This is a genomic window from Peptidiphaga sp. (genome assembly GCF_057238965.1).
This window is the reverse complement of sequence record NZ_DBHHEV010000079.1, coordinates 1-10,762: the sequence shown is the minus strand read 5'-3', so window position 1 is coordinate 10,762 and position 10,762 is coordinate 1. Positions and strand designations below refer to the sequence as shown.

At 67.1% G+C, this 10,762-nt stretch carries 11 protein-coding genes, 1 tRNA gene and 1 pseudogene; 5 read left to right on the top strand and 8 right to left on the bottom strand.

Annotated elements, in window-relative coordinates; all coding sequences use genetic code 11:
* A partial coding sequence (locus tag ACO48X_RS09055; protein ID WP_485001763.1) for a histidine kinase occupies positions 1–545 on the bottom strand: 545 nt, incomplete at its 3' end.
* A 171-nt stretch (positions 546–716) separates the two neighbouring features.
* Between ACO48X_RS09055 and ACO48X_RS09050 the strand changes: the two genes are divergently transcribed.
* On the top strand, positions 717–1,415 hold the full coding sequence (locus ACO48X_RS09050; RefSeq protein WP_485001762.1) for an ABC transporter ATP-binding protein: 699 nt from the start codon (positions 717–719) through the stop codon (positions 1,413–1,415).
* Positions 1,416–1,462: 47 nt separating this feature from the next.
* Positions 1,463–2,779 carry an FtsX-like permease family protein gene (locus ACO48X_RS09045; protein ID WP_485001760.1) on the top strand — a complete coding sequence of 439 codons (1,317 nt, stop codon included), beginning with the start codon at positions 1,463–1,465 and terminating at the stop codon, positions 2,777–2,779.
* A 194-nt stretch (positions 2,780–2,973) separates the two neighbouring features.
* Here the strand turns inward: ACO48X_RS09045 and ACO48X_RS09040 are convergent, their stop codons facing one another.
* Entirely contained in the window at positions 2,974–3,729 is a 756-nt protein-coding gene (locus ACO48X_RS09040; protein ID WP_485001759.1) for a fumarylacetoacetate hydrolase family protein, read from the bottom strand.
* Positions 3,730–3,857: 128 nt separating this feature from the next.
* Here ACO48X_RS09040 and ACO48X_RS09035 point away from each other — a divergent pair, with 128 nt between their 5' ends.
* Both ACO48X_RS09035 and aroE read left to right on the top strand, forming a co-directional pair.
* Complete coding sequence (locus ACO48X_RS09035) at positions 3,858–5,660, top strand: AMP-dependent synthetase/ligase (protein ID WP_485001758.1); 1,803 nt, start codon at positions 3,858–3,860, stop codon at positions 5,658–5,660.
* A gap of 110 nt (positions 5,661–5,770) precedes the next feature.
* Positions 5,771–6,628, top strand: coding sequence for a shikimate dehydrogenase (aroE, locus tag ACO48X_RS09030; RefSeq protein ID WP_485001757.1), 858 nt, complete (start codon positions 5,771–5,773; stop codon positions 6,626–6,628).
* 139 nt (positions 6,629–6,767) lie between these two features.
* Here aroE and ACO48X_RS09025 read toward each other — a convergent pair whose 3' ends face one another.
* The 3 genes from ACO48X_RS09025 to ACO48X_RS09015 all read right to left on the bottom strand — a co-directional run bounded on the left by ACO48X_RS09025 (position 6,768) and on the right by ACO48X_RS09015 (position 7,916).
* The gene (locus ACO48X_RS09025; protein WP_485001756.1) at positions 6,768–7,169 is read right to left on the bottom strand and encodes a DUF5655 domain-containing protein; all 402 of its coding nucleotides are present in this window, start codon (positions 7,167–7,169) and stop codon (positions 6,768–6,770) included.
* A tRNA-Leu gene (locus ACO48X_RS09020) sits at positions 7,163–7,244 on the bottom strand. Before ACO48X_RS09020 ends, ACO48X_RS09025 begins: the two co-directional genes overlap by 7 nt.
* Positions 7,245–7,442: 198 nt before the next feature.
* Entirely contained in the window at positions 7,443–7,916 is a 474-nt protein-coding gene (locus tag ACO48X_RS09015) for a peroxiredoxin (protein ID WP_485001755.1), read from the bottom strand.
* Positions 7,917–8,032: 116 nt separating this feature from the next.
* On the opposite strand from ACO48X_RS09015, the gene ACO48X_RS09010 reads away from it, so the two are divergent.
* Positions 8,033–8,563 (top strand): DUF4916 domain-containing protein, encoded by a 531-nt coding sequence (locus ACO48X_RS09010; protein ID WP_484992609.1) that lies wholly within the window; start codon positions 8,033–8,035, stop codon positions 8,561–8,563.
* On the opposite strand, the gene rdgB is transcribed toward ACO48X_RS09010, so the two are convergent.
* The 3 genes and pseudogenes from rdgB to ACO48X_RS08995 form a co-directional block, all read right to left on the bottom strand.
* Positions 8,560–9,153 (bottom strand): RdgB/HAM1 family non-canonical purine NTP pyrophosphatase, encoded by a 594-nt coding sequence (rdgB, locus tag ACO48X_RS09005; protein ID WP_485001754.1) that lies wholly within the window; start codon positions 9,151–9,153, stop codon positions 8,560–8,562. The genes ACO48X_RS09010 and rdgB overlap by 4 nt on opposite strands.
* Entirely contained in the window at positions 9,138–9,911 is a 774-nt protein-coding gene (gene rph / locus ACO48X_RS09000; RefSeq protein ID WP_485001753.1) for a ribonuclease PH, read from the bottom strand. Before rph ends, rdgB begins: the two co-directional genes overlap by 16 nt.
* 19 nt (positions 9,912–9,930) lie before the next feature.
* A pseudogene (locus tag ACO48X_RS08995) lies at positions 9,931–10,703 on the bottom strand (MBL fold metallo-hydrolase).
* Between the last annotated feature and the right edge of the window lie 59 nt (positions 10,704–10,762).

Sequence of the window (10,762 nt, the reverse complement as noted above, 5' to 3'; positions counted from 1 at the left end):
ATCCCTGCTACCGTCCTTCTCAGTGCGCGCAGGCCGCTTTCGGCGTCGTCCTGCGCCTTGCCCAAAAGCGCGCGGACCTCGCCCATTTTCTCCGGGACCACGGCCCCGTCCGCGATCGCCGAGTCCAAAAGCAAGTCCGCCTCGCCGACGTCGATAGAGGCGGTGACGAGGTACTGCTGCGCGCCGTCGTGAAGGTCCCGCTCGATGCGGCGGCGCTCGATCTCGAATGCGGCCACGATTTCGCGGCGCGATTCGGTCAGCTCGGCGAGTTCTTCGGGGCTGACCCGCCCGTAGACCGTCTGGATTCTCTCGGCGGCGCGGCGGACGGCTCTGACCGCGGCCCGCACCGCGAGCGCCGCGATAAAGGCCGTCCCCCCGCCGTAGGCTACAAAAACGACGTAGCCCGGCGAGCCGGAAGCGATCGCCGACGCCAATCCGATGAGGAAGGGAAAAGCGAGAACCGTCGAAGCCAGCGCCGCCGCCACGGACTCCGCGACTGCCCGGGCGACCGCCCTGCGCACCCGCGCCGTCTGTTCCTTTCCCATGGGCGATACCCTACCTCGCCGTGGAGAAATGTCCCGCCTCGACGCCGCGCAAATCCTCCGGCGCAGGCGGCGGAGCCCGGCCGCACCGCTGAAAAACAGTAGAGCTGGCTCTACCTTCTTTCCATACGCAGCACCATGGTCCGCCTGCCGCATTCGCTGTTCAATGGAAACATGAACGCAACGCACATGGCCCTGACAGGGCGAAACCTGGTAAAGAACTTCGGCGCCGTCAAGGCGCTCGCGGGAGTCGACGTCACGATTCCCGCCGGACAGTCCGTGGCCGTCATGGGCCCGTCCGGCTCGGGCAAGTCGACTCTCCTGCACTGCCTTTCGGGGATACTCCCCGTGACATCCGGCGAGATAACCGTCGGCGGAACGTCGGTCACGAGTTTGAACGACGCAGGGCGCTCGCGCCTGCGGCTGAAGGCCTTCGGATTCGTCTTCCAGGACGGCCAGCTGGTGCCCGAGCTTCCCGCAAACGAGAACGTCGCCCTCCCCCTCATGCTCGCGGGAGCCTCGCGTCGGTCCGCCATCAGGGAGGCTAACTCGTGGCTGACCAAGGTCGGGCTGGAATCCGAGCGCAAGAGGAGGCCGGGCGAAATGTCCGGCGGGCAGGCTCAGCGCGTAGCCGTGGCGCGGGCGCTGGCCTCGTCGCCTTCGGTTGTCTTCGCCGACGAGCCGACAGGCGCGCTCGACCAGGCGACCGGGCACGAAATCATGCAGATTCTGACGACGACGGCGCGCATGGGCGGCGCCACCCTCGTGGTGGTCACCCACGATCCCAATGTCGCGGCCTGGTGCGACAGGCTCATCGAGATTCGCGACGGACGCATCCACGCCGACACGACCGCGAAGGGAGTCCGCTCATGAGCCCGACGACGCGACTCGCCCCCCGCCTTGCCATGGCAAGGATAAAAATGCGATCCGGAGCGGCATGGCTGGACGTTCTGGCCGTGGTTTCCTTCGCCCTGTCGACCCTCATCGCCCTGACGGTGGCCGGCGGCATCTGGATGTTCAAGACGCTGAACGACGAAAGGCCCGCGAGAATCATTCGGGCGATCGGCGAGCACAACGCCGATGCGATGCTCACGTACTACCTTCTGTCGGTCGTGGCGGGCGCGCTGCTCGTCATCCCGATCTTCGCGCTCGGGTCCTCCGCCGCGAGGCCCGGCGCGCAGGCCCGCGCCCGCAGGCTCGCAACCTTGCGCCTGATCGGCGTGACCGGTTCGCAGACGGTCCGAATGGCCCTCGTCGAAACGGCCGCCCAATGGCTCATCGGCGCGGTTGCCGGCGTCGTCCTTTACTACGCCACGCTTCCCGCCTGGGGCAACGCCAGCTTCTTCAAGGTTTCCATCGACACTTCGCTCATGATGCTCCCGATAGCGGCCATGCTCGGGCTGCTCGCCGTTTTGCTGTTCATCGCCATGGCCTCGACCGTCGTCGGCCTGCAAAAGGTGCGCATCTCCCCCCTCGGCGTCACGCGCAGGGAAACGCCGAAAGCGCTGAAAATGTGGCGCTTGGTTCTCTTCATCGTCGCCGGTCTTGCCTTTGTCTACTGGTCGAGCAGCCGTGAAGGCTCGAGGGTGGAAACCTCCGCGCTCGTGTCCGTGGGAATCTTCGTCGGGCTCTTCGTCGCGGCGTTCTCGCTGGTCGGGCCGTGGCTGCTTCAGGTCGCGGCGCGGCCGCTGACGAAAACCTCCTCGGTGCCGCGTCTGCTCGCCGTTCGACGCCTTTTGGACGATCCGCGCGCCGTGTGGCGGACGGTCGGCGGAGTCGCGCTCCTGTGCTTCGTCGCGGGCTTTGTGAGCGCTGCCCCAGACAGCACCAACCCCGGGTTCGAGTGGGCGCTCCGCGACATCAAGTTCGGCGTGTGGATCACCCTCGCCTTTGGATTCGCCGTCGCGGCGCAGTCCTCGCTCACGAACCAGGCGAGCCTGGTCTTCGAGAGGGCGGATCAGACGATTGCCCTGTCGAAGGTCGGATTCCCCTTCCGCGTCTTCACGCTCAGCAGGCTTCACCAGGTTCTCGGCCCCTTGGCAGCCACCTCGGTGATCGGCGCCGGATTGGGCTGCTTCCTGGTCATCAGCTTCATGGACGAGACGCCGTCGAACGCTGCATTCATACAGCTCGCAGGAGTCTTGGGCGTGGGTTTTGCGCTGACGCTGCTGGCCCTGCTCGTGTGCACGCCCCTGGAGCGGCACGTCCTGACGTCCAGTCGCAGGCGCAACGACTGAAGACTGCCCGACGGCTGCTGCATAATCGGAAGGCGTGTGGCGCGGCTCGTTTGCCGCGCCACACGCCTTTTCCATCCGTTTTTTTGATCCGCGCCTTCACCCGCCTTCGGCATTGTTTCAGCCTCGCCCGCACCGCCGCCTTTGGCGCCCATGGTTTCAGCGGCGAATGCAGCCTCGTCTCCGGAAAGGCGGCCTCACCGCCGGATGACGGGATTGCGGAGCCTTCCGATTCCCTCGCATTCGACCTCGACGGTCTGGCCCGACGCGATCTGCGGCTCGACGCCGCGCACGCCCGGCGAACCGGTCAGCACGATGTCCCCGGGCAGCAGGGTGAACATCTTCGAAGCGTGCGAGACGAGTTCGGGAATCGAGAAGGCGAGCTGCGACGTGCGGCCTTCGCGCGAGAGCTCGCCGTCGATCCGCGAGGCCAGCGCCAGATCGGACGGGTCGAGCTCGGTCTCGATGTACGGGCCGACGGGGCAGAACGTGTCCGTCCCCTTGGCGACGGCGAGGTCCGCGTGGACTCCGGTGACGTCGTCGGCGACGGTGTACCCGAGGATCGCCTCGTGGGCCCGCTCGGGCGGAACGTCTTTGGCCACGCGCCCGATGACCACGGCGAGTTCGACCTCGTGCACGACCTCGGGAAGGTGGGGCGGAAGCACGATCGGGTCGTCCGGCCCGACGACGGAGGTGTTGGGTTTGAGGAAGACGAGGAGGTCGTCCGTCGAGGCGGGGGGCTCGCCGTCGGAATAGGAGCCGCCGAAGCCGACGACCTTCGAGCGCGGAATCATCGGAGAGACCAGCCGGACGTCTTCGGGCCTGAGCCGCTGGCCGGTGGGCTTGCCCTCGCCGAACAGCGGATCGTCGGCGAGGAGGATGAGCTCGTCGCTGTCTTCGTCGACGACGGCGTATCGCGGGCCCTGGTCGAGCCCGATTCGTGCAATCTTCATACGGGGATTTTAGCGTGAGATGCGTCTCGCGCACTCGGCGGGCCAGACGTCGATGTGTAACGCAGTTCCAAAAAGGCTAGCCTGGCCGTGTATTCTCCCAATGCCACACCCCAACGTCAGGAGCGCCCGTGAAGAAACATCGCGACGGATCGTGGTCCGACAAGCCAGTTGCAGCCGTCAAATCCCATATGACCGTGCCGTGGCTCCTCGCCCGACGCGCAGCGAAGGCCCCTAACGGCGTGTGCATCGAACGCCGCACGGAGATCGGCGCCTCCTGGGTGAAGATCACCGCGGCCGAGTTCGAGTCGGACGTGATCCAGGCGGCCCGCGGGCTCATCGGCCTCGGCCTGAAACCTGGCGAGGCGGTCTCGATTTTCGGCGCGACCTCCTACGAGTGGAGCCTGCTGGACATGGCGGCCCTGTACGCGGGCCTCACAGTGGTTCCGATCTACGAGTCGAGCTCGGCCGAACAGATCCGCTGGATCGTCTCCGACGCCGACGTCCGCCTCGTCCTGACCGACTCGGCCGCACACGCCGCCGCAGTCGACTCTGTGAAGACGCCCGGCCTCATGCCGACGCTCGTCTACGACAGCGACGGTTTGCAACAGCTGTACGCGGCCGGCTCGGGAATCGACGAGGCTCGCGTGCTGGAGAGGAAGAATGCGCTGACCGGCGGGGACACGGCGACGATCATCTACACCTCCGGCACCACCGGAAACCCGAAGGGCGTCGAGCTGACCCACGGCAACATCGCGGCGATCACGATGTCCACGCTCGCCGCCGAAGGGCCGATCATCGACCGCGGCGACAGCAGAATCCTCCTCTTCCTCCCCCTCGCCCACGTCATGGCCAGGGTCGTCTTCTACTTCGCCGTCGCCGGCCGCGGGCGGGTGGCGCACGTCCCCAACGTCAAACACCTGCTGAGCGACATCCAGTCTTTTGAGCCCTCGGCCCTCCTGTGCGTGCCGCGGGTCCTGGAGAAGGTCTACAACGCGGCCGAGGCAAAGGTGCGCGGGCTGCGGCTCAAAATCTTCCGCTGGGCGGCTCATGTGGCCGTGCGCAACTCGCGCAAGAGGTTCCACGGGCCGCTGTTCCTCCTCCAGCGGGCTCTCGCGCGCGCCCTCGTGTGGAAGAAAATCACCGCCGCCCTGGGCTCGAACTGCCGGTACGCGATATCGGCGGGCGCTCCCCTCGGCAAATGGCTCGGCCACTTCTATCGCGGCATCGGCCTCTCAGTCATCGAGGCTTTCGGCCTGACCGAGACCTCCGGCCCGTCCACCGCCAACCGCCCCGGCGCCTTCAAGATGGGCACGGTGGGCCAGCCCCTTCCCGGAACCGCCGTGAAAATCGCCGACGACGGCGAAATCCTCCTCAAGGGCCCGCACGTTTTCCCCGGATATCACAACAACCCCTCAGCCACGTCCGAGGCGTTCGAGAAAGGCTGGTTCCGCACGGGCGACGTCGGCGCCATCGACAAGAACGGGTTCCTCTCCGTCACCGGAAGGAAGAAGGAGCTCATCGTCACCGCGGGAGGCAAAAACGTCGCCCCAGCCGTCCTCGAGGACAAGCTGCGCGGGCACCCTCTCATCTCACAGGTCGTGGCCGTCGGCGACAAACGCCCCTTCGTCGGCGCGCTCATCACCCTCGACGCCGACATGCTTCCCGGCTGGCTGCGCGGGCACGGACTGCCGCACATGGACGCCGCCTCGGCGGCTCGCCATCCGGCCGTCCTCGAAGCGCTCCAGCGGGCGGTTGACCGGACAAACGAGCAGGTTTCGCGCGCCGAGTCAATCCGCAAATTCACGGTGGTCAACGGCGACTTCACGGAGGAGAACGGCCTGCTCACCCCGTCGATGAAGGTCAAGCGCGCCGACGTCCTCCAGCGCCACGCCGACGTCGTCGAAAGCCTCTACGCGGACCCTCTCAAATAACGGCCGATCGGCGCGCAGGTATCCTTGAGGCGTCCCGCAAGCGCATCGTTCAACGCGTACCGGCGTGCACGGTCGCTTCGCGAACCCCCGTCCTCGTCGAAGGAGGCCCGATGATATCCGGCCGCACAAAGGCGTTTGCCCTTTTCGGCTCGCCCGTGGAGCATTCGCTCTCCCCCGCCATGCACAACGTGTCCTTCGCCGAGCTCGGGCTCGACTGCGTCTACCTGTGCCACGACGTCGTCCCCTCGGCCATAGGCGCCGCCGTCGCGGGCGCGCGCGCCATGGGCTTCGCGGGCTTCAACGTGACGATGCCGTGCAAGGCCGCCGTGATCGAGCATCTCGACGAGCTCTCCCCCGCGGCCCGGCTCATGGGCGCGGTCAACACGGTCAAGCGCGAGGGCGATCGGCTCATCGGCCACAACACCGACGGAGCGGGCCTGCTGCGGTCGGTCGCCGAGCGAGGCTTCGCCGTGGCGGGCGCCGTCGTCGCGGTCATCGGCGCAGGCGGCGCGGGCTCGGCGGTTTACACTCAGGCCGCGCTCGACGGCGCGGGGAGAGTCTCCGTCTTCAAACGCGCCAACGCGTCCTTCGGGCCGACGTCGCAGAAAATCGCCGCGCTCTCCGAGCGCACGGGCGTGAATCTGACGCTCACCGACGTCGCCGACGAGGCAGCCCTCGAACGGGCCGTGCGGGAAGCCGACATCGTCGTGGACGCCACCCGGGTGGGCATGGCGCCCCTCGAAAGCCAATCAAACGTCAGGGAAGAATGGCTCCGCCCCGGCCAGGCCGTGGTGGACACCGTCTACCACCCGCGCGAGACGAAGCTGCTCGCCCTGGCCGCCCAAGCCGGAGCCACCCCGATCGACGGGCTCGGAATGCTTTTGTGGCAGGCCGCCATCGCCGAGGAAATCTGGCTCGACGTCGCCATGCCGGTCGAGCGCGTCCGCGAAGCCGTGTTCGGAGGCTGAATTCTCGGCGGCCAACCCATCGAGGAGCGACGCTCCCGAAGCGGCCAGGCGCCCGGCCATGCCGGGGCAACGGCGGTTTCCCATGCCGAGGCGATTCCGAGACGACATGAGGCGACGACGGCGGACGCCAAGTTTGCTGTCATCGGCAGGAGAATTCGAATCCCTTCTTTATCAGTTCCCGAAGCCACGAGCTATTCGCCGTCTCAAGGGACTTCACTACGACGTGATGGTTCCACCGGCGGGCGCTGACTTGGGTGACCCCGTGAATTCCGGGAAATTCCTCCCTGTGATCCAAAGCGACATTGAGATAGAGCGTTCCGTCGCCGGTTTTCTCATATGCCCACATCCAGAGGAATTTCCGATTGACCGAGTAGCTGAGCTGAGAACGAAGCTCTCTTTTGACGCTGCCCAGGCCCATCACGTACGCATCGATCGCCTGACAGTGCGCGTCGGTCTTAGGTTTTTGCGAGAACTCTCCGATCATCTTGTTGCTCGGCACAGCAACCTCCTCGAACACGCCCTCAATGCCGCCCGTGCGCAAGGTGGGACTCGAACCCACACGCCCTAGGGCACCAGAACCTAAATCTGGCGCGTCTACCAATTCCGCCACTCGCGCGCTGCCACCATATTCTAACGGCTCGCGGGGCCGCCGGCCATCGCCGTTCTCAGCGCAGGCCGCCCGGCACATCGCCAGCGCTTTTTCCGACGGAGGCGCGACTGAGCGGCAAACGCATCGCAGACGCCCGCCGCTTCCGGCGCCGCGACGCAGGCCGCCCATCCGTTGCGCCGTCGCCGGCCATCGCCGGAAAAGCGGCTAGTCGATCCCCAGTTCCCTGCGCAGGCGCGCCACATGCCCCTTGGCCTTGACGTTGCAATTGGCGAGGAGAATCTTGCCGTCCTTGCCCACGACGAACGTCGATCGGATGACCCCGCGCACGATCTTCCCGTAGTTCTTCTTCTCGCCGAAGGCGCCGTACGCCTCCATGACGTCGCGCTCGGGATCGCTGGCCAGCGGGAAGTTCAGGGCGCCGCGCCGGGCGAACTTCTCCAGGGAGCCCAGCGAATCCGGCGAAACTCCGACGACCGAGTATCCGGCGCCTTTCAGCGAGTTCAGACTGTCGCGGAAGTCGCACGCCTCGGTTGTGCATCCGGGCGTCATCGCCTTGGGGTAGAAGTAGACGATCACGCCCTTCTCCGCCTTGCCCAGCGCCTCGGACAGCCGGATGTCGCCGTCGGTGCTCGGGAGGGTGAAATCGGGCGCAATGTCGCCGACGTCGAGTTTGACCATGCGACTATCTTGCCACTGCCGCCTCGTTTCGACCGCCCAAGCCCCGCCCCGTTCACCCGGCGAGAAAACCTCCGCTCAGGAAGCGGCGGCCAGAATCTCCCTGGCACACTAAACGCATGAGCGAAATCGATTCGGATGCCATCGGCCCCTGGTTGCCGCCCGAGGACCTGCGCTTCGTCCGCGAAAAGGTTCCCATGGTCTACGTCGACATCGTCCCGGTTCGCCTTGACGAGGCGGGCGCCCTGGAAGCGGTGGGAATGCTTTTGTGCGCCGACGACGAAGGAATCAACCGAGCTTTCCCGTCCGGGCGCATCCTGCTCTATGAGACGATCCGCGAGGCGCTCGCGCGGCACATCGACAAAGACCTCGGCCCCATGGCGCTCCCCCGAATCCCGGCGGTTCTCACGCCTTTCACCGTCGGCGAGTACTTCCCCATGGGGGAAGGCTGGCACGACCCGCGCCAGCACGCCGTCTCCCTCGCCTACATCGTCCCCATGCAGGGCGACTGCAACCCGGGCGACGATTCGCTCGAATTCTCGTGGTTCACGCCCGGGGAGGCCCGTACGCGCGAGCTCCAAGCCGAGCTCATTCCCGCGCACGCATCCCTGCTTCGCCGCGCCCTCGCCGTGCTCGGCTGCGACGCCTAAATCCTCGCGGCCAGCGCCCGAAATGCCTTTCCTCGGTGCGATATGGCTTCCTTGCGTTCCGGCGTCAGCTCAGCGCTGGAAACCGAGAGGCCCTCGGGCCTGAATATCGGGTCGTATCCGAACCCGTTCTCGCCGCGCGGGGCAAAGAGGAGGCTTCCGCGCATGATTCCCTCCGCGACCTCCTCGCGCCCGTCGGGGGCGGCCATCGCCGCGGCGCACACAAAGGACGCCCCGCGATGCCTCTCCGGAACGTCGGCCATCTGCGCCAGCAAGAGCTCCAGGTTCGCGGCGTCGTCGCCGTGCCTTCCGCACCACCGCGCGGAAAACACCCCCGGAGCCCCGCCCATCGCGTCCACGCAGATGCCCGAGTCGTCGGCGAGGGCGAGCAGGCCGGTCGCCTCCGCCAGCTGTCTGGCCTTGATGAGGGCGTTGCCCGCGAAGGTCACCTCGTCCTCGACCGGCTCGGGGACGTCGAACGCCTCGGCGCCCACGATCTGCGCTCCGGGCAGGAGCGGCAGGAGAATCGCGCGCAGCTCCGCGACTTTGTGCGGATTGCGGGTGGCCAGCACAAGCTTCATCGGTTCTCCCATCCGGCGACGATCCGAGGATCGATGGGGTTGTCGCCCGTCAGCGCCTCTTTCTGGACGGCGGCCAAATGAGCCGTCCCGATCGCGGCGAGGTCCAAAAGCTCCCCCAGCTCGCCCCTTGAGAACGGCGCGTGCTCGGCGGTCCCCTGAATCTCGATGAACTGGCCGGCGCCTGTCGCGACCACGTTCATGTCGGTGTCGGCGCGTGAGTCCTCCTCGTAGGGCAGGTCGAGCACCGGGCGGCCGTCGACGACGCCGACCGACACTGCGCTCACCGTGTCGCTGAGAACCGGCCTGCGCGGTTTGACGATCCCTTTCCCCACAGCCCAATCGACGGCGTCGGCCAACGCCGCAAAGGCGCCGGTGATCGACGCCGTGCGGGTGCCGCCGTCGGCCCGAAGAACGTCGCAATCGAGCTGGACAGTATTCTCGCCGAGTGCCCGCATGTCGACGCAGGCGCGCAGCGCGCGGCCGATCAGCCGCGAAATTTCGTGCGTCCTTCCGCCGATCTTTCCCTTGACCGACTCCCGGGACGAGCGTTCGTCCGTGGCGCGGGGAAGCATCGAGTACTCGGCGGTCACCCAGCCCAGGCCGGTGTCCTTGCGCCAGCGCGGAACGCCTTCCGTGAAGGAGGCGACGCACAAAACCGTTGTTTTGCCGAAGGAGACGAGAACGCTGCCCTCGCCTGCGTCGAGCCAGCCTCGGGAGATGGACACGGGACGCATGTCGTCGACGGCTCGGCCGTCTGCTCGTTGACTCATGCGTGCGATCCTACCGCTTTCAGACGCGGTGCTCCTCGCCCGGAAGCACGGCCCGCACGGGGCCCTCGTAGACGCGCTCGGCGCTCCGCCGAACCGCCTCGGGGTCGGTCCACGGCTGCAGGTGCGTCAAAAGCAGCCTCGCCGCGCCCGCCCGCTGGGCGAGCTCGCCGGCGCGCGAACCCGTCATGTGGACGCCGCGCACCGAGTCGCGCCCGTCTTCGAACGCGCACTCCGAGAGAAGGAGGTCGACGCCCCGGGCCATCTCCACCTCCGTGTCGCACAGGTCGGTGTCGCCGGTGTAGCCGAGGGTGGCATTGCCCGGGCCGAGGTCGCTCGGCCCGCTCACCCTCATCCCCACGCACGGCACCGTGTGATCGGCGGCGAAAGCCTCAAGCTTCATCGGGCCTATTTCGACGACGTCGCCCGGCCCGATCTGCTTGAACTCGAACTCGCCCTCGTAGGTCTCCTCGTCTGGGTCCCCGCCGAGCTGGCGGGTGCGGTACTGCCCGTCGCCCGGGCTGTAGACGGGGATCCGCGCAAGCGGCCCGCCGGGAAACCAGCGCCGATACACCTGCATGCCGATGATGTCGGCGCAATGGTCGGTGTGCAGATGGCTGAGCACCATCGCGTCGAGGTCGGCTGGCCCATGGCTCCGGGGCCGAAGTCGAGGACGGCCGAGTATGTGCGCAGCCTGCCGTCGTCATCCTCCCCGTCGGCTTGGAGAAGATAGGCCGACGCCGCCGAAAACCTGCCGGACATCGAACCCGAGCAGCCGATGACGGTCAGTCTCATGCGCTCACCCCCGAGCTGATCTGGGAGATCGAACGCGCCGCGCCGACCTCCGGGCCGAG

Coding starts and splice junctions, on each gene's coding strand:
- ACO48X_RS09050 (WP_485001762.1), top strand. CDS start 717: ATGAACGCAACGCACATGGCCCTGACAGGGCGAAACCTGGTAAAGAAC.
- rdgB (WP_485001754.1), bottom strand. CDS start 9,153: ATGGGAGAACCGATGAAGCTTGTGCTGGCCACCCGCAATCCGCACAAA.
- aroE (WP_485001757.1), top strand. CDS start 5,771: ATGATATCCGGCCGCACAAAGGCGTTTGCCCTTTTCGGCTCGCCCGTG.
- ACO48X_RS09045 (WP_485001760.1), top strand. CDS start 1,463: ATGCGATCCGGAGCGGCATGGCTGGACGTTCTGGCCGTGGTTTCCTTC.
- ACO48X_RS09040 (WP_485001759.1), bottom strand. CDS start 3,729: ATGAAGATTGCACGAATCGGGCTCGACCAGGGCCCGCGATACGCCGTC.
- rph (WP_485001753.1), bottom strand. CDS start 9,911: ATGAGTCAACGAGCAGACGGCCGAGCCGTCGACGACATGCGTCCCGTG.
- ACO48X_RS09015 (WP_485001755.1), bottom strand. CDS start 7,916: ATGGTCAAACTCGACGTCGGCGACATTGCGCCCGATTTCACCCTCCCG.
- ACO48X_RS09010 (WP_484992609.1), top strand. CDS start 8,033: ATGAGCGAAATCGATTCGGATGCCATCGGCCCCTGGTTGCCGCCCGAG.